General features: G+C 60.5%; 24 protein-coding genes. 7 read left to right on the forward strand and 17 right to left on the reverse strand.

From position 1 onward, the window contains the following. Window positions 1–95 precede the first annotated feature (95 nt). Window positions 96–1,004: an EamA family transporter RarD gene (gene rarD / locus AC2FLX_RS08790; protein WP_480750261.1), complete on the forward strand. Its 909-nt coding sequence runs from the start codon at window positions 96–98 to the stop codon at window positions 1,002–1,004. Here the strand turns inward: rarD and AC2FLX_RS08795 are convergent. Further along, window positions 995–1,672: an SGNH/GDSL hydrolase family protein gene (locus tag AC2FLX_RS08795; RefSeq protein ID WP_496810924.1), complete on the reverse strand. Its 678-nt coding sequence runs from the start codon at window positions 1,670–1,672 to the stop codon at window positions 995–997. The two genes, rarD and AC2FLX_RS08795, sit on opposite strands and share 10 nt — an antisense overlap. 23 nt (window positions 1,673–1,695) lie before the next feature. Further along, complete coding sequence (locus AC2FLX_RS08800) at window positions 1,696–2,106, reverse strand: nuclear transport factor 2 family protein (protein WP_496810917.1); 411 nt, start codon at window positions 2,104–2,106, stop codon at window positions 1,696–1,698. 96 nt (window positions 2,107–2,202) lie between these two features. On the opposite strand from AC2FLX_RS08800, the gene AC2FLX_RS08805 reads away from it, so the two are divergent. Then, window positions 2,203–2,850 carry an RluA family pseudouridine synthase gene (locus AC2FLX_RS08805; protein WP_496745779.1) on the forward strand — a complete coding sequence of 216 codons (648 nt, stop codon included), beginning with the start codon at window positions 2,203–2,205 and terminating at the stop codon, window positions 2,848–2,850. Window positions 2,851–2,955: 105 nt separating this feature from the next. Here AC2FLX_RS08805 and AC2FLX_RS08810 read toward each other — a convergent pair whose 3' ends face one another. Beyond that, window positions 2,956–4,395 carry an aldehyde dehydrogenase family protein gene (locus tag AC2FLX_RS08810; RefSeq protein WP_496810918.1) on the reverse strand — a complete coding sequence of 480 codons (1,440 nt, stop codon included), beginning with the start codon at window positions 4,393–4,395 and terminating at the stop codon, window positions 2,956–2,958. 241 nt (window positions 4,396–4,636) lie between these two features. On the opposite strand from AC2FLX_RS08810, the gene AC2FLX_RS08815 reads away from it, so the two are divergent. After that, window positions 4,637–5,290, forward strand: a complete 654-nt coding sequence (locus AC2FLX_RS08815; RefSeq protein ID WP_480750267.1) for a peroxiredoxin — start codon at window positions 4,637–4,639, stop codon at window positions 5,288–5,290. On the opposite strand, the gene AC2FLX_RS08820 is transcribed toward AC2FLX_RS08815, so the two are convergent. The 11 genes from AC2FLX_RS08820 to rbfA all read right to left on the reverse strand — a co-directional run bounded on the left by AC2FLX_RS08820 (window position 5,287) and on the right by rbfA (window position 16,807). Next, window positions 5,287–6,003 (reverse strand): glycosyltransferase family 25 protein, encoded by a 717-nt coding sequence (locus AC2FLX_RS08820; RefSeq protein WP_496807220.1) that lies wholly within the window; start codon window positions 6,001–6,003, stop codon window positions 5,287–5,289. The two genes, AC2FLX_RS08815 and AC2FLX_RS08820, sit on opposite strands and share 4 nt — an antisense overlap. A gap of 69 nt (window positions 6,004–6,072) precedes the next feature. Further along, on the reverse strand, window positions 6,073–6,762 hold the full coding sequence (locus tag AC2FLX_RS08825) for an outer membrane protein (RefSeq protein ID WP_496745782.1): 690 nt from the start codon (window positions 6,760–6,762) through the stop codon (window positions 6,073–6,075). 183 nt (window positions 6,763–6,945) lie between these two features. Continuing rightward, complete coding sequence (gene pnp / locus AC2FLX_RS08830; protein WP_496810919.1) at window positions 6,946–9,096, reverse strand: polyribonucleotide nucleotidyltransferase; 2,151 nt, start codon at window positions 9,094–9,096, stop codon at window positions 6,946–6,948. 192 nt (window positions 9,097–9,288) lie between these two features. Continuing rightward, the gene (locus tag AC2FLX_RS08835; protein ID WP_496810920.1) at window positions 9,289–10,959 is read right to left on the reverse strand and encodes an adenylate/guanylate cyclase domain-containing protein; all 1,671 of its coding nucleotides are present in this window, start codon (window positions 10,957–10,959) and stop codon (window positions 9,289–9,291) included. Window positions 10,960–11,112: 153 nt separating this feature from the next. Next, window positions 11,113–11,382: a 30S ribosomal protein S15 gene (rpsO, locus tag AC2FLX_RS08840; RefSeq protein WP_480750272.1), complete on the reverse strand. Its 270-nt coding sequence runs from the start codon at window positions 11,380–11,382 to the stop codon at window positions 11,113–11,115. A gap of 141 nt (window positions 11,383–11,523) precedes the next feature. After that, window positions 11,524–12,546 (reverse strand): calcium-binding protein, encoded by a 1,023-nt coding sequence (locus AC2FLX_RS08845; protein WP_496810921.1) that lies wholly within the window; start codon window positions 12,544–12,546, stop codon window positions 11,524–11,526. An 85-nt stretch (window positions 12,547–12,631) separates the two neighbouring features. Beyond that, a complete protein-coding gene (locus AC2FLX_RS08850) occupies window positions 12,632–13,153 on the reverse strand; it encodes a DUF1643 domain-containing protein (RefSeq protein ID WP_480750438.1) in 522 nt (173 codons plus the stop codon). Window positions 13,154–13,329: 176 nt separating this feature from the next. Then, on the reverse strand, window positions 13,330–14,523 hold the full coding sequence (locus tag AC2FLX_RS08855; protein ID WP_496875412.1) for a hypothetical protein: 1,194 nt from the start codon (window positions 14,521–14,523) through the stop codon (window positions 13,330–13,332). A 188-nt stretch (window positions 14,524–14,711) separates the two neighbouring features. Beyond that, complete coding sequence (truB, locus tag AC2FLX_RS08860) at window positions 14,712–15,617, reverse strand: tRNA pseudouridine(55) synthase TruB (protein ID WP_496811468.1); 906 nt, start codon at window positions 15,615–15,617, stop codon at window positions 14,712–14,714. 54 nt (window positions 15,618–15,671) lie between these two features. Next, window positions 15,672–16,415, reverse strand: coding sequence for a phosphodiester glycosidase family protein (locus AC2FLX_RS08865; protein ID WP_496811462.1), 744 nt, complete (start codon window positions 16,413–16,415; stop codon window positions 15,672–15,674). Continuing rightward, entirely contained in the window at window positions 16,412–16,807 is a 396-nt protein-coding gene (rbfA, locus tag AC2FLX_RS08870; RefSeq protein WP_209505090.1) for a 30S ribosome-binding factor RbfA, read from the reverse strand. The genes AC2FLX_RS08865 and rbfA overlap by 4 nt, the downstream gene beginning before the upstream one ends. Window positions 16,808–16,899: 92 nt before the next feature. On the opposite strand from rbfA, the gene dapB reads away from it, so the two are divergent. From dapB to AC2FLX_RS08885, 3 genes are all read left to right on the forward strand, one after another. Beyond that, entirely contained in the window at window positions 16,900–17,709 is an 810-nt protein-coding gene (gene dapB / locus AC2FLX_RS08875; protein WP_496811463.1) for a 4-hydroxy-tetrahydrodipicolinate reductase, read from the forward strand. Between the two features lie 129 nt (window positions 17,710–17,838). Further along, a complete protein-coding gene (locus AC2FLX_RS08880) occupies window positions 17,839–18,447 on the forward strand; it encodes a DUF2306 domain-containing protein (protein ID WP_496875413.1) in 609 nt (202 codons plus the stop codon). Window positions 18,448–18,501: 54 nt separating this feature from the next. Beyond that, the gene (locus AC2FLX_RS08885) at window positions 18,502–18,732 is read left to right on the forward strand and encodes a cysteine rich repeat-containing protein (RefSeq protein WP_496745797.1); all 231 of its coding nucleotides are present in this window, start codon (window positions 18,502–18,504) and stop codon (window positions 18,730–18,732) included. A 4-nt stretch (window positions 18,733–18,736) separates the two neighbouring features. On the opposite strand, the gene AC2FLX_RS08890 is transcribed toward AC2FLX_RS08885, so the two are convergent. The 3 genes from AC2FLX_RS08890 to tmpA are packed head-to-tail and all read right to left on the reverse strand — an operon-like array spanning window position 18,737 to window position 21,125. Next, a complete protein-coding gene (locus AC2FLX_RS08890; RefSeq protein ID WP_496811465.1) occupies window positions 18,737–19,405 on the reverse strand; it encodes an ureidoglycolate lyase in 669 nt (222 codons plus the stop codon). Next, window positions 19,402–19,992: a (R)-1-hydroxy-2-trimethylaminoethylphosphonate oxygenase gene (gene tmpB / locus AC2FLX_RS08895; protein WP_496811466.1), complete on the reverse strand. Its 591-nt coding sequence runs from the start codon at window positions 19,990–19,992 to the stop codon at window positions 19,402–19,404. The genes AC2FLX_RS08890 and tmpB overlap by 4 nt, the downstream gene beginning before the upstream one ends. Then, the gene (tmpA, locus tag AC2FLX_RS08900) at window positions 19,989–21,125 is read right to left on the reverse strand and encodes a 2-trimethylaminoethylphosphonate dioxygenase (RefSeq protein ID WP_496745803.1); all 1,137 of its coding nucleotides are present in this window, start codon (window positions 21,123–21,125) and stop codon (window positions 19,989–19,991) included. The genes tmpB and tmpA overlap by 4 nt, the downstream gene beginning before the upstream one ends. Window positions 21,126–21,222: 97 nt before the next feature. On the opposite strand from tmpA, the gene AC2FLX_RS08905 reads away from it, so the two are divergent. Continuing rightward, the gene (locus AC2FLX_RS08905; RefSeq protein WP_480750283.1) at window positions 21,223–22,083 is read left to right on the forward strand and encodes a LysR family transcriptional regulator; all 861 of its coding nucleotides are present in this window, start codon (window positions 21,223–21,225) and stop codon (window positions 22,081–22,083) included. Window positions 22,084–22,091 lie beyond the last annotated feature (8 nt).

Genomic DNA, 22,091 nt, shown 5'->3' on the forward strand with positions numbered 1-22,091 from the left:
CCATCACAACGGGTGATGGGGCAGCTCACAGAATTCGGCGTTTCCTTTCGGCTGCGACCTGCCATAAACACCCGGTACATCTGCCGGAGAGCCCCATGGCGCAGCACACCGCCCGACCAACCGACAACATAGACACTCCTCAGGGGCTGGCTTTTGCCATCACGGCCTATCTGCTGTGGGGGTTCCTGCCCATCTACATGAAGGCGCTGGCCCATATCCCGCCAGCCGAGGTTGTCGCGCACCGGGTCATCTGGTCGGTCCCGATTGCCGGTGCGCTGCTGATCGTGCTGCGCCGAACCCGCGATCTGCGCACAGCGCTGACCCACCCCCGCACATTGGCGATGGGGTGCCTAACCGCAGCGCTGATTTCGGTCAACTGGGGCATCTATGTCTGGGCTATCGGAGCGGGCAAGGCGCTGGATGCGGCACTGGGATATTACATCAACCCGCTCTTCAGCATCGCCTTGGGCGCGCTCTTGCTGCGCGAAAAACTCAGCCCCGCCCAACTCGTCGCAATCGCCCTCGCGGCCACAGCCGTCATCGTGCTGACCGTCGCGGCAGGCCGCCTGCCCTGGGCCGCCATCGGGTTGACCCTGACATGGGGCTTTTATGCTTTTTTCAAGAAATCCCTGCCCATCGGCCCCAATCAGGGTTTCATGCTCGAAGTGCTGATCCTTTCGGTTCCCGCACTTGGGTATCTGACCTATCTGTCGGCCAATGGCGAAAACCACTTTGGCGGCAATATGGTCGATACCTGGCTGTTGATCGGTTGCGGCCTGGTCACCGCCGTGCCGCTGATCGTCTATGCCAACGGTGCCAAACTGCTGCGCCTCTCGACCATCGGCATCCTGCAATATATTGCGCCGACGATGATCTTCCTGACCGCCGTCTTCATCTTTGGCGAGGAATTCGACCGCGCCCGCATGATCGCCTTTCCGATGATCTGGGCGGCGCTGGTGATCTATACCGTGCCGATGATCCGGCGCATGCGCGCTCAGGCCTGAGCAAGGATCACCCGCGCCAATTGCTCGGCCCACAATGCATAGGCGCGCGGGCTGGGGTGATAGCCGTCCGGCGCGGCCAGTGCTGGGTCGTGCGGCAGATCCAGCGACAGATGCCGTGCCTCGGGAAAACCCGCCACCACTTCGCGCAACCCCTGATCCAGCCGCGCGGCCTGTCGCCCCAGAACCCAGGCCAAAGGTTGCGGCAGGGCCGGAAACCGGTGCATCTGCGGCACACCCGTGACCACGACGCGTCGCGCGCCCAGCGGCCCGGTCAGATGCCGCAGCAAAGCCGCCTGCCGTACCATGAACTGCGCCCTGGTCGCCCCCCGCGTCACGTCATTGACGCCCAGTGCCGTCACCACCACGTCGAAGGTGCCGTGCATCCCCATTATCCGCTCCAGCGTGTCCCGCGTGGTGTGCCCGGTTGTGGCCTCCAGCCGCCACTCGACCGCATGGTGCCTCCCCAGATGCCGGACAAGCTGCCCCGACAATGCCTGCGCCTGCGTGCCCGCGCCGACACCGGCCGCCGAACTGTCCCCCGCAATCAGCAGCCGCAACACCGGGCCTCGCCCCTCGCTCCCCTCGCGCGGGCCAACCGGCTCGGGCAACAGCTGCACCTTGCGCCGCACCGACAGTCCCTGCGCGGCCAAAAGCGGCAACAACGGCACCCGCAAGATCTGGTCGGCAGCAATCAGGAGAGAGCCTCGCGAAACTTCAGGAAGCGGGCATCGGTCAACACCCGCGCGTTCATCGCGTCCCGCAGCGCACCGACGGTCTTGTGGGGCCGCATCACCACCTCGAATTCCTGAATCAATTCCGCGTCGTTCAGGGTGATCAGATCCACGCCCACCGCATCCAGTTCCCCGACCTTGCAATGAAACTCCAGCGCCCAGTCCCGACCCTCGCCCATGATCCGGCGATAGCGGAACTCGGAAAACACCTGCCCCACATGGCCCAGCACCGCCGCAACCGGCGCGCGCCCGGTCCATGTCTTGTAATAGGTCGGCGGCAGAAACCGCACATCCTCGGCCAACAGGGCGTGAAGCTGGCTGTCATCGCCCTTTGCCACGACCTCTTGCATCTTTTTGATTGTCGGGTGCATCTCGGCTCCTCTCGTTTGGCCAGAGAGTTGCCAAACGTCGCGCGTCGCGCAAGCGCGACGTTGCGGGAGCCCGCCGCCTGCGTTAGGCAGGCGCGCATGAGCGAAACCTATGAGCCCCCGCAAACGCCGCTGGATATCCTGCACGAAGACGCGCAGCTGATCGTGGTGAACAAACCCCCCGGACTTCTGTCGGTTCCGGGGCGCGGCGAGCATCTTGCCGATTGCCTGCTGACGCGGGTGCAGACCGCTTTTCCGCAGGCACTGCTGGTGCACCGGCTGGACCGCGACACTTCGGGGGTGATGGTCTTTGCCCAAACCCCCCACGCCCAACGCCACCTGGGCCTGCAATTCGAGAACAGGCAAACCCGCAAGACCTATGTCGCGCGGGTCTGGGGGCGGCTGGAACCCAAGACTGGCACTGTCGACCTGCCCCTGATCGTGGACTGGCCAAACCGGCCACGGCAGATGGTCTGTCACGACACAGGCAAGCCGGCGCTGACCGACTGGCGTGTGGTGAAACACCAAGGCGACACGACCCGCGTGCGCCTGTCCCCGAAAACCGGCCGCTCGCACCAGTTGCGCGTGCACATGCAGGCGCTCGGGCACCCGATTCTGGGTGACCCGTTCTATGCCTCGGGGGCTGCGCGCAACTTTCCCCGCCTGATGCTTCATTCCGAGGAACTGCGCCTGAAACATCCCGAAGGGGGGCTATCAATGAAATTTCGGGCTGCCGCGACGTTCTAGTGCAGGGGCGCTGCCCCTCTTGCCCTGCGGGCAATTCACCCCGGGGTATTGAGGGACAGCGTCCCTCATACCTATGTGAACAAAAGCGCGCCGACGGCGCTCATTTTACTCCGCCGCCCAACCGCCGACGGCCTTGACCTCAAGGAAATCCTCCAAGCCCCAGACGCCTCCTTCGCGCCCGTTGCCGGATTGCTTCATGCCCCCGAACGGGGAACCGGCAGAACGGGATTGCCCGTTCATCTCGACCATGCCTGAGCGCAGGCGGCGCGCCATGCGGTTGGCGCGTCCGGCGTCCTGCGTCTGGACATAGTTGGTCAGACCATAGGGCGTGTCGTTGGCGATCTCGATCGCCTCTTCCTCGGTGTCGAAGGGGATCATGGTCAGGACCGGGCCAAAGATTTCCTCGCGCGCGATGGTCATCTGGTTGTTGGCATCGGCAAAAACCGTGGGGCGCACATAATAGCCCTTGTTCAGCCCCTCGGGCCGTCCGGTGCCACCCGCGACCAGACGCGCGCCCTCATCGATGCCTTTCTGGATCAGGTCCTGGATCTTGGTCCACTGCACCTCGTTCACCACCGGGCCGATATGGCGGCCTTCCTCCAGCGCGCTCCCGACAGTGACTTTGCCCGCAACTTCCGCCGCGGTTTCCACCGCCTGATCATAAATCGGGCGCTGCACCAGCATCCGGCTGGGCGCGTTGCAGCTTTGGCCGGTGTTGTTCATCATGTGCAACACGCCGCGCTTGACCGCCTTTTCGTCCGCATCGGCAAAGACTACATTCGCGCCCTTGCCACCCAGTTCCAGGTGCACCTTTTTCAGCGTGTCCGCCGCGGCCTTGGAAATCGCCGTGCCCGCGCGGGTCGAGCCGGTAAAGCTGACCATGTCGATATCAGGATGCGCCGACAGCTGCGAACCGACGCCCGCGCCATCGCCGTTCACCAGGTTGAAAACACCCGCAGGGAATCCGGCCGCGTCCATCATCTCGGCAAAGATCATCGCGTTGAGCGGGCTTTGTTCCGACGGCTTTAGAACCATCGTGCAGCCCGCAATCGCTGCCGCGCCCACCTTGAGCGTGATCTGGTTCATCGGCCAGTTCCACGGCGTGATCAGCGCCGCGACCCCAACCGCCTCATAGATGATGCGGTCGCCCGGCGCGTGATCGCCCAAGGGGCGTTCGAACTGGAAAGCCTTGGCGGCGCGGATGAAGTTTTTCAGGTGCCAGATGCCCGCACCCACCTGTTGCGTGCGCGACATGTCGATCGGCGCACCCATTTCCAGCGACATGGCCTGGGCCAGATCCTCGCCGCGCGTCTGGTAGATGTCGATCAGCTTTTCCACCAGTGCAATCCGTTCTTCGACCGGCGTCGCCATCCAGCCCGGAAGCGCCGCCTTGGCGGCGGCAACCGCGGCGTTCGTATCCGCTTGGGACCCCAGAGAAATCACCGCGCAGGGCTCTTCGGTCGAGGGGTTGATCACCTGAAAATCACTTGCGACGGCCGGGGCCACCCATTTGCCGTTGATGTAAAAGTCGCGTTTCTCGATCATGGCTCTCCCTCCTGATCCGGGATGTTTTCGACCGCTCGGTCGGTTTTCGCGGCCACTCTGTCACTGCCTTACAGGAGGGGCAAGAGGAGAGTCAAAAAATTTGATCAAATTTTTGCCCCAATAAATTCCCCTTGATTGATACGGATTCCCGGTGGTTCTTCGCTACAAGTCCTGTAACTTCACTCCTTAGTGATTGGTTTGGCACCAACCGACTCGAAATCTCAACGAAAGGACATGAGCCATGGGTTTGCGCATCAACGACACCGTTCCCGATTTCACCGCGGAAACAGATCAGGGCACCATTCAGTTCCACGACTGGATCGGCGACAGCTGGGCGATCCTGTTCTCGCATCCCAAGGATTTCACCCCCGTCTGCACCACCGAATTCTCGGCCGTGGCGCAGCTGGCGGACGAATGGGCCAAGCGCAACACCAAGGTGATCGGCGTCTCGGTGGACAGCGCCGAGGACCACAAGAAATGGAAGGGCGATATCGAGGCCTATGGCAAGGCCAATCCGGGCTTTCCGATCATCGCGGACAAGGGGCTGGAAGTGTCCAAGGCCTTTGACATGCTGCCCGCCGGCTATTACCTGCCCGACAACCCGACCCCGGCAGACAGCCAGACGGTGCGCGTCGTGTTCATCATCGCACCCGACAAGACACTGAAACTGTCGATGACCTATCCGATGAATGTGGGCCGCAATTTTGCCGAAGTACTGCGGGCGCTGGACGGGCTGCAGACCGCCGCCCGCGAGAACGTGGCGACCCCGGCAAACTGGACACCCGGCGACGATGTGGTCATCCCCGTTGCCGTCAGCAACGAGGACGCCAAGGCGAAATACGGTGAATTCACCACCCATTTCCCCTATCTGCGCACCACGAAATTGCCCGGCTAAGGTTTTTGCGGGCGCAGGTGCAACTGCGCCCGATACCAGCCGCGCCTGAGTTCCCGCCCCAGCTTTTCGCCGGGGCGGATTTTTTTCTGGATCGTCGATCCGCCGATCTGGCCCGCGACCTCCTTGTTGCCGGTCCCCAGCAGGGCGTGAATAGGCTGTCCGGTGATCCAGTGCATCTGCAGGAAAGTATCCACCGGCCGGTCGATGCGCTCTGTCACCGCCAGCAACCGTTTCGCGGCGTTTTTCCCAACCATCTGGCAGACGCATTGCAGGGCGATGATCTTGGGCAAAATCAGCTTCAGATCGCCCCGCTCCTCCAGCACCTGGGCCGGAACCTCGCGCTGTTTCACCGGCAGGCGGATATAGTGGTCGGGCGTCGCATGACGCTGCAAAACCTCCAGCGCCGCCGCGAACCTTTCGGGATCGACCTGCAGGTCGTCTTCGGCAATGATCGCCAGGTCGATATCTTCCTCGACCAGCTTGCGCCAGATACGCCGGTGGCTTTCGAACACCCCGATCTCGGTCGGGCGCAATGGGAAGGGATAGTGCGGCCGGTACAGGTCGCCGTCATGCAGACCGACCCCGGCTATCTGCGCTGGATCGCGACCATTGACCGCCTCGAACAGCTCGGCACCGGGCAGGTTCGCGCACAGCCGTTCGGCATTCGGACGCCGCGCCGTACTGGAAGACATATGAATAATAAAAGATCGCATGCCCCCGTGCATAGAACACGGGGGCATGCTGTGGAAGCGAAACCGGGAGGAGAGGCTTCCACCAACGGATCAGAAATTGAAGCGAACCCCGAAATTGACGCTGAACGTATCCAGATCGTCCTCGACCGTGCCGGTCGAAACACCGTTGGGCGCCAGGCGCGGGCTCGAGACATCGAAAGCCCGCGCATAACGCGCATCCAGCGTCAGGGCGGTGGCATCGTTCAGGTCATAGGCAACACCGGCGATCAGCTGGGCAGCGAAATTGGTATCATCGCCGTCAATTGCGACGCCGGGGCCATAAACCACATCGATATCCGAATAGGTCGCGCCGATGCCGAACCCGGCATAAGGCGTCAGCCGGCCGTTTTGCTTGAAATCGAAAAGCACGTTGGCAAACAACGAGGTCTGGGTCACATCCCCCGAAACGTTGCCTTCGGCCCCCGGACCATTGCCCGAGAAATTGACCCCGTCGGCATCGTTGTCGCGATAGGACAATTCCAGCTCGACCCGGGTGCCGACAGTGCCGTTCGACCATTGCGGGATTTCCCGGCCAATCGCGACACCAAGACCATAACCGGTGTCAAAATCGGTATCGACATTCTGGTTCGAGCCGCCGATGACGCCCGAAAAATCGGTGTCCTGCAACTGGCTGAACCCTGCATAGCCTTGAATATAGGTACCTTCGGGCAGGCTTTGCGCCGACAAGGCGGTGGCCGACAGCGCCAGAAATGCGGCGGCGGAAAGGGGGCGGGAAATCATGTCTGGGGATCCTCTGTTCCGGATTGTGCAGTGTGCAAAACACATCTGGTGACGCGGAAGCCAAAGAAAAGGACGGGCCGGATCACATGCCGTCACGGTTGCTTTGTCAGGCGTGAGCCGGCATCCAAAACGAAAAGGGCCCCGGCAATTGCCGGGGCCCTGCAAGTCGGTCCGAGGGGCAGATTACTCTGCGTTTTCCTCATTCTTTTCTTTCTTCTCGGGAACGATCTCTTCGCCGGTTTCCTGATCGACCACTTTCATCGACAGGCGAACCTTGCCGCGATCGTCAAAGCCCAGCAGCTTGACCTTCACTTCCTGACCTTCCTTCAGAACATCCGACGGATGGTTCAGGCGGCGGTTTTCGATCTGGGACACATGGACCAGACCGTCGCGCTTGCCAAAGAAGTTCACGAAGGCACCGAAATCGACGATCTTGACCACCTTGCCGGTATAGACCTGACCTTCTTCCGGCTCGGCCACGATCGACCAGATCATATCATAGGCTTTCTTGATCGATTCCCCATCGGGCGAGGCGATCTTGATGACGCCATCGTCGTTGATGTCGACCTTGGCACCCGAAACCTCGACGATCTCGCGGATGACCTTGCCACCCGAACCGATCACTTCACGGATCTTGTCGGTCGGGATGTTCATAGTCTCGATGCGCGGCGCGTGGACCGAGAATTCGTTGGTCTCGGACAGGGCTTTGCCCATCTCGCCCAGGATGTGCATCCGGCCGTCCTTGGCCTGTGCCAGGGCGGTTTCCATGATCTGAGGCGTGATGCCCGCAACCTTGATGTCCATCTGAAGCGAGGTGATGCCGTTTGCAGTACCCGCAACCTTGAAGTCCATGTCGCCCAGGTGGTCTTCGTCACCCAGGATGTCGGTCAGAACCGCGTAAGACCCGTCATCTTCCAGGATCAGGCCCATGGCCACACCGGCAACCGGGGCTTTCAGCGGAACACCCGCGTCCATCATCGACAGCGAACCGCCGCAGACAGACGCCATCGAGCTTGAGCCGTTGGATTCAGTGATCTCGGACACCACGCGGATGGTGTAAGGGAAATCGGTCGGCGCAGGCAGAACCGCCTGCAGCGCGCGCCATGCCAGCTTGCCATGGCCGATTTCGCGGCGGCCGGGCGAACCCACGCGGCCAACCTCACCCACCGAATAGGGGGGGAAGTTGTAGTGCAGCAGGAAGTTCGATTTGAAGTTGCCATGCAGCGCGTCGATGAACTGCTCGTCGTCGCCGGTGCCCAGCGTGGTCACGGCCAGCGCCTGTGTTTCACCGCGGGTGAACAGGGCAGAACCGTGTGTGCGCGGCAGCAGCGAGGTTTCGGCTTCGATGGCGCGGACATCGGTGGTCGAACGACCGTCGATACGCTTGCCGCCCTTGACGACATCGCCGCGCAGAATGCTGGCTTCCAGCTTTTTCATCGCCGAACCAAGGTTGGCGTCTTCCAGCTGTTCCTCGGTCAGCGCTTCCTTGATCGTTTCACGGGCAGCGGCAACAGCGGCGGTGCGCTCCTGCTTGTCGGTGATCGCGAAAGCGGCGCGCATCTGCTCTTCGCCGGCGGCCTTAACTGCAGCGTAGAGGTCCGAGTAATCGGGTGCGACGAATTCAAACGGCTCTTTCGCGGCTTCTTCGGCCAGCGAAATGATCAGGTCGATCACCGGCTGGATCTGTGCGTGCGCAAAGGTCACGGCGCCCAGCATTTCGGCCTCGGACAACTCGTACGCTTCCGATTCCACCATCATCACGGCGTCTTTGGTGCCGGCCACAACCAGATCCAGACGCTGTTCAGGGTTCAGGCGCAGGTCCTGCATGTCATCCACGGTCGGGTTCAGGACGTATTCGCCATCCACGAAACCAACGCGGGCACCGGCGATCGGGCCCATGAACGGCGCGCCGGAAATGGTCAGCGCAGCCGAAGCGGCAATCATCGCGACGATGTCGGGATCGTTGACCAGATCGTGGCTCAGCACGGTGCACATCACCAGAACTTCGTTCTTGAAGCCGTCAACGAACAGCGGGCGGATCGGACGGTCGATCAGACGCGCGGTCAGCGTCTCTTTTTCGGTCGGGCGCGCCTCGCGCTTGAAGAAGCCACCCGGAACCTTACCGGCGGCATAATATTTCTCTTGGTAGTGTACGGTCAGCGGGAAAAAGTCCTGACCGGGTTTTTGCGCCCGTGCAAAGGTCACGTTTGCCATGACGCTGGTTTCACCCAGCGTGGCAATCACGCTGCCGTCGGCCTGACGGGCAACCTTGCCGGTTTCCAGTGTAAGCGTTTCCTCGCCCCACTGCATCGATTTCGTCGTTACATCAAACATATGCGTATCCTAGAAGGGAGCACTCCCGCCCCTGCGGGTCTCCCGTTTTGCATGGCGGCCCCATTGCCGCCGACCCCACTTTATCTTCCATTCGAGTGCCGGGGTCATGGCACAACGTCTCAGATGACAGCGCCCATACAGGAGAATGATGCGGATTGAAAGTTGGAATTGTCGCAAGAGCGACGCGCACCGTCACGCGTCCGCAACCTGGTCCACGATCGGCGGGGCCATGCCCAACAGGTCCAGAATGTCCCGGTGTCCTGACGGCAGGATCGGTGTCACTGCCAGAATATCGGGCTTGGCCTCGATCTCTGCGGTGCGCGACCTCACCCGTCCGGCGGCCTCGGGCTGGCCTGCCCGGCGCAGGATTTCGGCCTTGAGTGCCGGGAAAACCCCGCAGGTGGACCTGAGTTCGATCGACGTGTCGATATGCTCCAAAGCCGTCTCGAACCGCCCGTCCAGCATTGCCGCAAGGGCGGCCAGAAAACACACATAGGGCCGGTCCATGTCGCTTTTGAAACTGCGGAAGTAAGGGACCAGCACCGTTTCGACCCCCGCAAAGTCCCCTTCTGCCAGCGCCAGTTCGGCCTCGACCTCGAACCGCAGGTGATAATCCGGGTTCAGCGCTGCAACCCGGGCGTTGTTGCGCCGCGCCCCAACGAAATCTCCCAACACGTTGATCATCACCTCGGATCGCACCTTGCAGACAAAATCGCTGCGCGGGGCGTTCTCGATCGCAATATCCGACAGCTGCACCATCCGCTCCAGAATATCTGGCGCAGGCGGTTGCACCCCACACCGGATCAGGCGCAACCGGGCATGCACCCACATGGCCTGCGCCATTGGGTCGTTGGGCGACAGATCCAGACATCGCTCCAGCAGCTCGATCGCCTTGAGATACCCCTTGATCGACCCGCGATAAAAGTTCTGCGCCGCCCGCGCCCGCAATTCGGACGGGTTCAGCGCATCATCCGGCAGATCGGACGTTCGCTCTGCATCGCGGGCATTGATTTCGGTGCGCAGATCCTCGTCACAGACCTGCGCCGCCTCCGTGATCAGGTCATACAGGCGATCGGGCCTGTCCTCGAACCGGTTCGACCAGAATACCTGCCCGGTGCGCACCCTGACCATCGACACCACCAACTGGGCCGAGTTGCGCAGGCTCAACCGGCTTTGCAAGCGATACGTCGGCGCAGGGCTGGCACCCTCGGCGACAGAAGACACCTGGATCCCGGTGCGACGGGACAGGCGATAAATCATCTGCTCGCGAAACTCGTCGGCCGGTTCCCTCAGTTCCGTACTGTCCGGTGAGATGCGGGTGCGCTCAACCCCGATGACCGGAATTTCATCGCGCCCCTCGGGATTGCGGATTTGAGGCCGCCATTGATGCGCCTGCACCGGATACGAGATGTTCTTGAGTTCGAATGTCCCCGCTTCGGAAAACTCCGCCGCCAGCGACCTGTCGAGTTGCCGCCGGGTCTCCTCCGAAATCATGATCCCGCCCGGCGGGGCTTCGGATTGCAGCCGGGCCGCGATGTTCAGGCAGGTGCCATACAAATCCGCTCCATCATCGACATATTCGCCGATGTGGATGGCCGTTCGGATATTGATCGACGTGTTCCCGTCAAGCTCGGTCTGCATCGCGCGCGCGCATTCCACCGCATGGGTCGCGGCGTCGAATCCCACGATCCAGCCATCCCCCATGCGCTTCAGGACCGCTCCGCCATGGGTCGAGACCGCAGGTTCAAGACAGTGTTCGTAAAGTTCGCGCACCGACGCGATCGTGGCGGCCTGGTCCGCCTCCATCAGACCGGAATACCCGACCACATCCGCAGTCAAAATGGCGGCAAGCCTGCGCCTCATCTCTGGCCCCTCCCGTGATCCGGAATCTAGACCAAATCGGTTCGGGCTGTCATCAGCGACGGCGGGCCAAAACGAAAACGCCCGCCGGTTGGCGGGCGTACAAGCCGGACAATGCCGGTTTCAAAACCTGTACGAATTGTACAAATGGCGCGCTTAGCGGCGAATGCCCAGGCGCTTGATGAGGTCCTGATAACGGGCCTCTTCCTTGCCCTTCAGATAGTCCAGCAACTTGCGGCGCTGTGCCACCATCTTCAACAGACCACGGCGTCCATGGTTGTCTTTCTTGTGGGTCTTGAAGTGTTCGGTCAGCGTGTTGATGCGCGAGGTCAGGATGGCAACCTGGACTTCCGGCGAACCTGTGTCACCTTCCTTGGTTGCGAACTCTTTCATAACACGTGCTTTTTCTTCAACAGTGATCGACATCGGGGTCTCCTTTGAGGTTAGAGTGAATGGCGCAGGCCGGGATGTCGTCCAGCACAGGCCCGTGGAGATATCCGCCCTGATTCCGGAGCAGATGGGCGCGTATAAGCGCAATTACAGCAGATAGCAAAGGGATTTTGCCGCCTACGCATCGAACCCGTATTGCGACAGATCACTCTCGCGTATCAGCTGGATGTCCGAAGCCGAAACCACACCATCCCCATAGAGCGAGGCAATTTCCTGCCCGGCAACCAATACATGGGTCAGACGCGTGTTCTCCTCGTCCGGCTTGATCTCTATCTCGGGCGGCTCATCCTGATCCCAGGTCACCAGCAGTCGGTCTTGGCCCGGCTCGAAATCCATCACCGTCACGGCGTTCTCCATCGCCTCTGCGCCGACAATGATACTGTCCGCATCTTCGCCCGAAGTCACGATATCTCCTTGACCCGCCAGAATAATATCTTCTCCCGAACCACCATTGAGATAGTCGACCTCTGTCTCGCCGACCTCTCGACCGGTCAATACATCCCGCCCGTCACCGCCAAACAAGCTGTCCGATCCGGCACCGCCCGACAGGCTATCGTCGCCGTCCCAGCCATGCAGAGCATCGTTACCCGCATCTCCGGTCAAGTCGTCATCGCCCTGGCCGCCAGTCAACGTGTCCTCGCCATCGCCCCCGGCAATCGAATCGTCACCGAAATCCCCAAAAAGCGCATCATTTCCACTGCCGCCTGCAAGTTGATCATCCCCAAACCCGCCATGGATTTCGTCATCATCTTCTTCACCCGAAATGGAATCGTCGCCTTCGGCACCCTGTAACGTATCATTTCCCGCCCCTCCGAAAATTCCGTCGTCACCGGCATATCCGTTGATCTGATCATTCCCTTCGACGCCGCTCAAGTTGTTATCTCCGTCATCGCCTGCGATGACGAGATTGCCGTCAAAGTCGCTGATAATCGAAGTATCCCCCCCGGCAGAGGCGTCAAGGACACCGGAAGCATCGGACAGATCCTCAGGTTCCAGCAGATTGCCCTGCTCTTCCTCCCCCTCTAACTCGCCTTCGGTCTGGGCATCCGCGTTTTCATCCTCATCCGGCGTATCGCCACCGATCAAATAGGCTGCGCCGCCTAGGGCTGCAACGCCCAGCAAACCTGCAATCCAGAACATACCCGACCTCCGCACTAACAGCGCCCAAACAAGGGAAACATCCCATGTTTCAAGGACTTCGGTCAAAGCCGATCTGTGTAACTGGTTAATGACCCGTGGACGTTGCCCAGCGCTCGGGTTGTTGAGAATAGGCGATGTAAAGCGGATGTTTTGGGTGCCCCTCTTTGGTCAGCCCTAGGTGAAACAGGGGTTGACCAGTGCCCCGCAGCAACCGTTCCACTTCCGGCCCGCGTTCCAAATGCGATCCGTGGGTACCCCAAGCGGCAATGATTTGATCGGCCCAATTTACACCCGACAGTATTGCCGCGTCGTTCTCTGGCCCAACCGGATCGATGGCGGCGCGCATCTTGCGCGGGTCGGTGTCACGCCAGGCAAAGATGTTCGTGACTTGAAACGCACCGAAGCCCAGCGCGCGGGCGCGGCGTTCACAGCGCTCCACCGTGGGGTCGTTCTGCACCTCGGTTGCGGTCGAAGGGTTCAGCATGACGAAAAGCGCCCTGCGCCCCGTCTGATCCCAGATGCGGGTCAGGCTGTAGCGATAGCATTCGCAATCGGAATAGATGGCGGTCGAGGGCGCATCGCCCTTGGTGTGGCTTCGGGTGATCATCCTCGTGCGCATATCATACTCGGAATCCGCCCGCCACATGCATCCCGGCGGCAATCATTCTCAAAAGAGACGCCAGCCGAATCGAATGACAACATCCCGATGATAGATGGCCAGACAATGCTGGCCATCCATTGTATGTCCGTTCCGCAATTGGCTGAACGGTCGTCTGATCACGATCAGAGGAACCGGAAAACGATCGGGCAGTTGACGACGAAGCCTACCGAGCCGAAATCACCGCCTTCAAGCCCTGTGATCCAGCCACGTTCGACGAGGCCGAGGATCTGGAATTCCTCGGTTACGCGGCTCCGAATACCCTGCTCGATCGCTGCTTGCGTCCAGACACCCGGGTTCAGGTCCCAAAGCGGGCTGTAGTCGGTGGCCACGGTAGGAATGCCGCCCAGCACGTTCAAAGGCGTCCGGCCGTCGCTCAGGGCACTGTTGAGGCCCTGACGTTGCGGATTGTCGTCGCCTGTATGCCCGTTCACCATCACAAAAATGCGCTCGACCGGCGAAAACAGGCTATCATCCGCGCCAACATGAATGCTGGCCAGACCTGGCGCATAAGTTGCTCCTTCGAGTGCTGCCGGAGCGGGGTCGTTGGCATCGGTTGAGACATACAGAACAGGGCGTGCAAAGCTGAACCCGGCGGTCAGTTCGAGGGTGACAGAGCCTTCCTTGGGGCAAATTGAGATCACTTTGTCATGCACGACCGAATGATCGGCTTCGCCGTCGCAGAATCCGTTCAGAATATCGGCATCAACGTCGAACGCAATGATCGGCGCATTATAGATAAACCCGCCTGCGTTTTCGACCTTGACCAGTGGGCTATAGCTTTCATCTCCGACCGAACCGGGCTGGACGGCTTTGGGAGGAAAGAAATTCGGCGCGTCGCCCGGCGTCACGCTGCGTTCTGGAGAAAAATCGACAGTCCCGGAGGCAAACACGAGTTGCAGGTCTTCGGCGAGCGTCGCCTTGCGGACCGCATGCCCGACATCGGTATAGGTTAATTTCGGCGAGTAGTTCAGCCCCAGCGCTTCGGCATTGCCCTGGTCGTTGGTATCAAGAACGACATACCAGACCGTTTCACCGCTTTCCATCCGACCTTTGTAGAGGGGCAGGGTCACAGTACCTGCGTCGACATCGACCTGACCCGCTTTCAGCAGCTTGTACGGACCAATCAGTTCTTTTTGTACTTCCGAAGGGGAGGGACCGAAATAGGTCAAGGGAATGTCGGCACCAATGGACGGCGGCGCAGGTGCGACATCGCCATCGTCATCCGAGGCTCCGCCTTCGGCATAAACCCCAGACGCCAGAATGGACAACATGGCGGCGCTAAAAAGAGTCGTCGCACCTTTGTTGAATACTTGCATCACTCATTTTCTCCTTGTGATGGCCATGAACTCTTCACAGCTCCAATGTCGCGACAACTCGAAAGGCATTCGCCAATTCGGATCGCGGCACAAGTGACGTTCGGTCAACGCCCCATCAAATGCGATTCACAAGGATGTTGGTTCCAAATAGTTCATACTATTTCAGAAACGCGTGATCGGATCCGGCGTCAGGACGCAAACACCCGGCTTGGATGAAGTTCGCCGGATTTGTAGATGCCCACGGCCACTGCCTGGCCATCCAATGAAGCCCAGGCCTCGTCGCCGTATTCGACATCGGACGCAAAGACCATACCCGGATTACCATTGCGCAGACGGGTGGCGCCTTCGGGGGTGCATTTCAGTTCCGGCAGGTCGGACAGGCCGGTTTCCAACGGGTGCAGATATTCGTCCAGCGCGGTTGTTTTCGCCATTTCGTCGATCTGTTCGATGCTCAACCCGTCCTCGGCCTCGAACGGGCCGGACCAGATGCGGCGCAGTTCCTTGACGTGGGCGTGACAGCCCAGCGCCTCCCCCAGATCGCGGGCAATCGAACGGACATAGCCGCCTTTGCCGCAGGTCATCTCCAGCACCACATGGTCTTCGTCGGGGCGGTCAACGAGGATCAGTTCCTCGACCCAGAGGGGGCGGGCGGTCAGCTCCACATCCTCACCATCGCGGGCCAGTTTATAGGCGCGCTGGCCATCGATCTTCACCGCCGAGAATTTGGGCGGCACCTGCATGATGTCACCCAGAAACGGGGTCAGCGCCTGTTTGATATCGTCATCCGACGGGCGCGCATCGCTTTGCGCGATCACTTCGCCCTCGGCATCGTCAGTTTTGGTGGCCTGCCCCAAGCGCACGGTAAAGGTATAGGCTTTCAGCGCATCGGTGATATAGGGAACGGTCTTGGTTGCCTCACCCAAGGCAATTGCCAGAACGCCGGTCGCCTCGGGGTCCAGCGTGCCTGCATGGCCCGCCTTTTTGGCATCCATCGCCCAACGCACCTTGTTGACCACGGCGGTCGAGGTCATTCCCGCGGGCTTGTCCACCACCAGCCAGCCGGAAATGTCGCGACCCTTGCGTTTGCGTCCCATCATGCACCTTGAATCTTGCTAAGGCGCGCGAGTTAACGGATCACTCTGCCGCTGTCAATTTGCGGGCGTTTCTTCGACCACGCCGACAATCGGCCCCAGCGAGAACCCCAGATCCGAGCGGTTGCTGGCCCGCTCATACATTCGCGAGATATTGCCGTCGAAAAACAGCGCGTTTGGTGTGCCAAGCACATCGCGGAACAGACGCCCGAACTCGTGGAAGGTGACATAATCTTCCGAGATCGCAAACACCGCCCGCGTACCATCGGAACTGGTGCCGACCCCATTGCGAATATAAAGCGAGGTCGAATCGGGCAAGAAGCGCGGATGCAGTTCTCCGTCGATCACCAGCATGGGGCCGGATTGGGTGGCAAAGCGGCAGGTGGGGGCCTGATCCACGTAATCAAGCGTTTCAAACACGTCCGCCCGGCCCTCACGGATGCAGAATATGCCATTGGGCAGCAGGCCAAAATTGCCGGGGCCGGGGTTGGCGATCACACGCATCTGCTCCTGCCCGTCCTCGACATAATGGCCAACGGGTGACCGGTCGTCGTGATACATGCCAGCGTTCATTGCAAAAGCCAGCCGTTTGCCTTCCGGGGCCAGCACTTCGTTGACCGTCGAGAAATGCCCCAATACCTGACCGTCTTCACCATTCAGGAACAGCCGCAGATCTTCATTGGCGGCATCAACGTTGCAAACCGTATAACGTTTGTCCTCATGGGTCAGCTTTTCACAAGTGACCGCGCCTGCCTGCGCGGCCCAGAGAAGCGTCGCCAGTGTGACAAACGTGCGGATCACTCGTCCAGATCGCGGCGCACCGCGTCCTGTTCGAACATGCGGCGGGTGTCGTCCAGACGATCAAACGTGTCATCCAGCCGAAAGCGCAGATCGGGCGCGAATTTCAGGCCGACTTTCTTGCCGACCATGCGCCGCAGCTCACCCTTGTTGCGGGCCAGCAGCTCGATCACATCCTCCTGCCCTCTGCCGCCAAGGGGCAGCACATAGGCGGTGGCGATCTTCAGATCGGGCGAGGTGCGCACCTCACCCACGGTGATCGACATGCGATTCAGGTCGGGGTCGTGGACATCTCCGCGCGCCAGAACTTCGGACAGGGTGCGGCGGATCAGTTCGCCGACACGCAGCTGCCGTTGGGACGGGCCGGGGCCATCGTGGAATTTGTTCTTTGCCATAATCCCCGATCTAAGCGCAAAGCGGGGCTTTGCCAAGCGGGCGCGAACCGGGTAGGAGGCTTTGAGCCGACTTAACGAAAAGGACCAGCGCAATGACCCATATTCCGGGGATCGTCATCACAGGGGCTTCGGGCCGTATGGGGCAGATGCTGATCAAGACCGTGACGGAAAGCGATCAGGCCCGTCTGGTCGGCGTGGTCGAACGCAAGGACCATGACTGGATCGGTCAGGATGTGGGCGAGGCTATGGGCGGGCAGGCACTGGGCGTCACCGTCACCGACGATCCGCTGGAAGCCTTTGCGCAGGCGCAGGCAGTGATCGACTTCACCGCGCCTGAGGCGACACTGGAATTCGCCGCGCTGGCGGCGCAGGCGCGCTGTGTGCATGTGATCGGCACCACCGGCATGTCCGGCGAACAGATCGCAGCACTGGAACCCGCGTCCCGCCATGCGGTGATTGTACGGGCCGGAAACATGAGCCTTGGCGTCAACCTGCTGGTCCAATTGACCAAAAAGGTCGCAGCCGCGTTGGATGAGGATTTCGATATCGAGATCATCGAAGGTCACCACCATCACAAGGTCGATGCCCCATCCGGCACCGCCTTGATGCTGGGAGAGGCCGCAGCCGAAGGGCGTGGCGTCAAGCTATCCGACGTGTCCGATCGGGGTCGGGACGGCATCACCGGCGCCCGCAAGCGCGGTGATATCGGTTTTCACGCTATTCGCGGCGGCGACATCGTGGGGGAACATGATGTTCTGTTCGCCGCCCCCGGAGAACGCATCGTTCTGCGCCATCTGGCCACCGACCGCGCCATCTTTGCCCGCGGCGCGTTGAAAGCGGCGCTGTGGGGGCAGGGCAAATCCCCTGGTCAATATGACATGGTGGATGTGCTTGGGCTGTAAGCCATAGACGGGCCGCTCGACGGCGTTACACTCGGGCGTATGCGGAACCTGACATCACGTGTGATGACCGGATTGGTGCTGGTCCTGTTCTATCTGACCCTGCTGCCCTTCGTCGCGCAGGGGTTTGACATGATCGGCGTCGGGCTGTCTGAGAGCGCGGCACAAAAAAGCTACTTGTTTGCCTATGACCAGAGTGTCGCTAATGCGGCGATGATGTTACATATCCTCGCCGGAACGGTGTTGGTGGCTCTTGTGCCGCTGCAACTGCTGAAAGGGCTTCGCCTGAAATACAATCGGTTTCACCGCAGCTTGGGCGTGGCTTTGATTGCTTTGGCTTTGATCACCGGGCTGGCAGGAATGACCTATATTCCCCTGCGCGGAACGATCGGTGGTCCGATGATGTCTGCAGCGTTTTTCTTGTATGGGCTCTGTCTGTTCACCGCAGCGCTCATAGTGGCGCACATGGCGATAATCGCGGATCGCCCGGGCCATTGGGCCTGGGGGTTGCGGCTGTTCTGGCTGGCGCTGGGGTCGTGGCTCTACCGAGTGCATTATACGCTTTGGTTTTTGATCACCGGAGGGCTTGGTTCCACGCCCGAATTCTCCGGGCTTTTCGACCGAATTCAGAATTTTGCTTTTTTTGTTCCTTATCTTGTCGCGGTGCAGATCTGGATTGTGGTCCGACCAAGGGCACAGCGCGATAGCCTAAACTTGTATCGAGACTACTCAGGGGTATAGGCTCGGCTAACCGGCGCCATCATCTCGAAAGCCGGGTATCCGGGAGATTACGTTATGATTAGATTTCCAATGATACTTCTGTCTGCCATTCTTGCGACAGCCGCCGACGCCCAACCCAGCGAGGCAGAGAAAAAAGCCCTTGAGGAATATTGCAGGGAAGACGTTGAGCGTCTGTGCAAGGGCGTGAAAATTGGCGGCGGTGCTATTGCGGAATGCTTAAAGGAACACGAACCCGAGATGTCGGTCGGCTGCCTAGAGGCATTAAAAAAAGCACGCGGCGAATAGGTGCTCAAATGTCCTTGATCTTGTCCGCTCGCAAAGGGCAAGCTAGGTAGACGCCGAACTCCCGCCCGATATCTGCGCTGACGCGGGCATGCACACGGCCTTGCCTGTCCAGAAAGCGTTGCTCGTCTTCAACCGGGAATATCCCCTCGTGCCAGATACCGGGGTGGATATACAGCCCGCGCGAACCGTCGCACCAGAACGCCACCACCTTTTCTGGTGTCAGGTTGTCGCCGGGCAGGGCGGCGGGGATGATGAAGGGCTTGTTGTCGAGCGGCCAGAACATCTGCCCGCCATCCGGGTGATAGTTCATGTGCCACAGCAGCACCTGATCGCGGGGCGCTGTTTGGTGGCTTGTCTGTGCCTGCTGCGGATCGGTGGACCAGCCGAGGACATAGTGGCCATTGACCGCTTCGTTCTCGCCATAAAGCACGTCACCCTTCCACTCGCCACGAAAGGTGCCTTCGACCCAGCCGCCTTCATCGCCGGTGCCATCGTCAATCGGCCGCCAGCCCTGCTGTGGCCAGCGGGTGATCTCGATTTGGAACCCTTCGGGATCATCGACCAGACACCCATAGCCTTTGACCGAAGCGTCCGTCGCGCGGATCAGGGGAACCTCGTGCCAGGGCAGCGAGGGTTTGGTACTGGCTTCAAAGATATATTCCGGGGCGTTCATGCGGCCTCCATGTGCTTGTCGACCATACGCTGCACCATCGGCGCAAAATGTGCAAAGTCAGGGGTTTCCATGTCGGCTCGTTTCCCGGCCTCATCCAGATAGCGGACCTGAATGATCTCTTTCAGGTTCGGGTTGGCCTCGAACGCGGCAACTTCTTCGGCGCTCATCGGACCACCTTGCAGTTCCAACGTGTGAACCGACGCCGCGGACAGGCGATTGAAATACTCGGGCTTGGTGGCACACAGATACCGCTTGGCCGCCACGTGATAGCGGCAGCAATCGGTGATGACCGAGGGGAAGAACTGCTCCAACACCTCGGCGCCCGCGTCCTCATGATGACGGTCTTCGGTGTCGTCGGGGTGGTAGGTGCCGAACTCGGATGTGAAATGGCCTATATCGTGCAGCAATGCGCCGACAATGATCTCGTCTGGCATCCCGTTCTGTTCGGCGATGGTTGCGCCTTGCAGCATGTGCTGGGCCATAGTGACAGGCTCGCCCAGATACTCTTCACCACCGCGGCGCGCAAAGATGTCGCCGATGAAGGCAACGATATTGTCCCGGTTCAGGGTCGAGAAATCGGGTTTCATTCCGCCGCCTCCGGTTGGGCCATCTCCATCACAGCCAGTGTGGACAGCAACCCGTCCTTGTCGGCGTAACATCCCTGCAACCAGCGCGATCCGGCCCCGGAATAGCCCAGCCGCGCGTGCAGGACGCGGGTGTTGTCGACAATAAAGCTTTCCCCCGGTTCCAGCTTGAACGACACGCCCATGGCCGGATCGTCGATGATATCACCCAATTGGCGATAGGCGGCGTAATATGCCTCCATCTTGTCAAACGGCACATCCACAAAGGGGGCAGAAGAGCGGTTGTTGAAGCGGATGCCGATCAGCTCGCCATCCGGTGACAACTCGATCATCGGACGGCGCGAACGCAGGCAGACCCCGTCCGAGCCCTTGTATTCGAACCGCGCCGGATATCCGGCCAGCAGGGCAAAGCCTTCGGGGTTTGCGTCACGCAGTTTTTCGATGGCGCGGAAGCCGTCAACAACGATGGAATCCCCGCCTTCAGCCGAGTTTTCCAGACAATAGAGGATTTGCAAGGTCGGCACCGGGTCGCGATAGGGGTTGTCGGTATGCGCCTGAAGGCCAAGCCCGGTATAGGCAAGGTTGGTCGGGTTCACCTCGGTTCGCACCTCGAAATAGGGGCCATAATTGGTTTCGCGGACATAGCCGAACAGGTCAGCGACCTTCAGCAGCGATTCAGGCTCGGTCGGGCCGCCGGTCAGCTTGGCAAAGCCGAACTCGGCCACAGCGGCCAGCCAGTTCCGCTTGACCTCGGGGTTGGCGTGCACCTGGAGCCAGTCGGCGCTAGGGGCGGCGATACCGCGTTCCCAAGTTGTGATGCCAGGGGCGGTCCAACCGGGTTCATGCGTCTGATCGCGGTCATAGCTGTTTTCGGCCAACCACGCGGCGGGAAAGATGACCGTTTTCCCTTCGGGCTGGAATGTGATCTGCAAATCACCGTCCACCACGTCCGCCGCGTCGACAGAGATATCCGCAGGGATATCGCCGATTGTGATCAGCCGCTGACCATTGCCGGGCGCGCGGGTTTCGGGGTCGAGCGCGTTGTCACGCAACCAGATAGCATGAAAGCGCGCGCGGGCGCCGTTGGCAAAATCCAACGTCACGATGGACGTGTCATGGGTGACTGTGCGCAGCATGGGGTGTCTCCTGTTCGGCGAACTGTACTTGAGGAAATACCTTGCGCATGACATTACGACAACTAATCCTTATTTCGACTAAGGGATGGAAATTCTTATGGATAGAAAACGGCGTGGCCTTCCGCCACTGGACTGGTTGCGGGTATTTGAAGCTGCGGGCCGCTTAGGGGGATTTTCAGCCGCAGCTCGTGAGTTTGGCCTGACGCAGGCGGCGGTCAGCCAGAGAATCGGCAACCTCGAGGTCTGGCTGGGCCGGTCGCTTTTCGTTCGCGAGGCGCGCGGCGTGTCGCTGACGGTTGAGGGAGAAAGCTATCTGCCATTGGTTCAGGAAAGCCTGACTGCGTTGGAGCGCAACACCGAAGATCTTTTCGGAAAGTCCCCCAGAGAGCTGCGCGTTGCGGGCATGAGTTCACATATCAACGCGCTGGTAGTGGCGCGATGTGCGGGGTTTCACATCGACCATCCCGAGGTCCGGTTGGTCACCGAATCCTTGGCATTGCGATCGGAACTGGATGAGGCCAGGACTTGGCTGCAAGTCCGATATGGTCGCGGCGTGTGGCCCAGACGAGAAGCGCAACTGATCGCGCAAGAAGTGCTGGCCCCCATGGCCGCGCCCGGAACGGAATGGGGTGCACCGTTGATCGAATTGCGCGGCGAACGGCCCGGCTGGCGCGAATGGGCACGCAACGCAGGCCAGCCGGACACTGCGCCTGCCTTGCTAAGCGTCGACTCGATGGGGCATGCGTTGACGGCAGCCGAACAGGGGCTTGGTGTAGTTTTGGGGTCAATCGCTTTGGCAAAGACGGCTTGCGCGGCCAGACGGTTGCACCTGCTCGGCCTACCCGCGTTGCCAACCCGCGACGGATACTGGCTGACATGGCCTGAGGGGCGGCTGCAATCCAGGCGGCAGCGTGCATTGGTTACCGGGTTTCTGGATTTGATTCGTCAGGATGCCTGACAGGGCCC

This window comes from Ruegeria sp. YKSF57 (genome assembly GCF_059612585.1).

Excerpts from the sequence above, each read along its gene's own strand:
- rarD (WP_480750261.1), top strand. The coding sequence starts at position 96 with ATGGCGCAGCACACCGCCCGACCAACCGACAACATAGACACTCCTCAG.
- AC2FLX_RS08800 (WP_496810917.1), bottom strand. The coding sequence starts at position 2,106 with ATGCACCCGACAATCAAAAAGATGCAAGAGGTCGTGGCAAAGGGCGAT.
- AC2FLX_RS08805 (WP_496745779.1), top strand. The coding sequence starts at position 2,203 with ATGAGCGAAACCTATGAGCCCCCGCAAACGCCGCTGGATATCCTGCAC.
- AC2FLX_RS08810 (WP_496810918.1), bottom strand. The coding sequence starts at position 4,395 with ATGATCGAGAAACGCGACTTTTACATCAACGGCAAATGGGTGGCCCCG.
- AC2FLX_RS08815 (WP_480750267.1), top strand. The coding sequence starts at position 4,637 with ATGGGTTTGCGCATCAACGACACCGTTCCCGATTTCACCGCGGAAACA.
- AC2FLX_RS08820 (WP_496807220.1), bottom strand. The coding sequence starts at position 6,003 with ATGCGATCTTTTATTATTCATATGTCTTCCAGTACGGCGCGGCGTCCG.
- AC2FLX_RS08825 (WP_496745782.1), bottom strand. The coding sequence starts at position 6,762 with ATGATTTCCCGCCCCCTTTCCGCCGCCGCATTTCTGGCGCTGTCGGCC.
- pnp (WP_496810919.1), bottom strand. The coding sequence starts at position 9,096 with ATGTTTGATGTAACGACGAAATCGATGCAGTGGGGCGAGGAAACGCTT.
- AC2FLX_RS08835 (WP_496810920.1), bottom strand. The coding sequence starts at position 10,959 with ATGAGGCGCAGGCTTGCCGCCATTTTGACTGCGGATGTGGTCGGGTAT.
- rpsO (WP_480750272.1), bottom strand. The coding sequence starts at position 11,382 with ATGTCGATCACTGTTGAAGAAAAAGCACGTGTTATGAAAGAGTTCGCA.
- AC2FLX_RS08845 (WP_496810921.1), bottom strand. The coding sequence starts at position 12,546 with ATGTTCTGGATTGCAGGTTTGCTGGGCGTTGCAGCCCTAGGCGGCGCA.
- AC2FLX_RS08850 (WP_480750438.1), bottom strand. The coding sequence starts at position 13,153 with ATGATCACCCGAAGCCACACCAAGGGCGATGCGCCCTCGACCGCCATC.
- AC2FLX_RS08855 (WP_496875412.1), bottom strand. The coding sequence starts at position 14,523 with ATGCAAGTATTCAACAAAGGTGCGACGACTCTTTTTAGCGCCGCCATG.
- truB (WP_496811468.1), bottom strand. The coding sequence starts at position 15,617 with ATGGGACGCAAACGCAAGGGTCGCGACATTTCCGGCTGGCTGGTGGTG.
- rbfA (WP_209505090.1), bottom strand. The coding sequence starts at position 16,807 with ATGGCAAAGAACAAATTCCACGATGGCCCCGGCCCGTCCCAACGGCAG.
- dapB (WP_496811463.1), top strand. The coding sequence starts at position 16,900 with ATGACCCATATTCCGGGGATCGTCATCACAGGGGCTTCGGGCCGTATG.
- AC2FLX_RS08880 (WP_496875413.1), top strand. The coding sequence starts at position 17,839 with ATGATCGGCGTCGGGCTGTCTGAGAGCGCGGCACAAAAAAGCTACTTG.
- AC2FLX_RS08885 (WP_496745797.1), top strand. The coding sequence starts at position 18,502 with ATGATTAGATTTCCAATGATACTTCTGTCTGCCATTCTTGCGACAGCC.
- AC2FLX_RS08890 (WP_496811465.1), bottom strand. The coding sequence starts at position 19,405 with ATGAACGCCCCGGAATATATCTTTGAAGCCAGTACCAAACCCTCGCTG.
- tmpB (WP_496811466.1), bottom strand. The coding sequence starts at position 19,992 with ATGAAACCCGATTTCTCGACCCTGAACCGGGACAATATCGTTGCCTTC.
- tmpA (WP_496745803.1), bottom strand. The coding sequence starts at position 21,125 with ATGCTGCGCACAGTCACCCATGACACGTCCATCGTGACGTTGGATTTT.
- AC2FLX_RS08905 (WP_480750283.1), top strand. The coding sequence starts at position 21,223 with ATGGATAGAAAACGGCGTGGCCTTCCGCCACTGGACTGGTTGCGGGTA.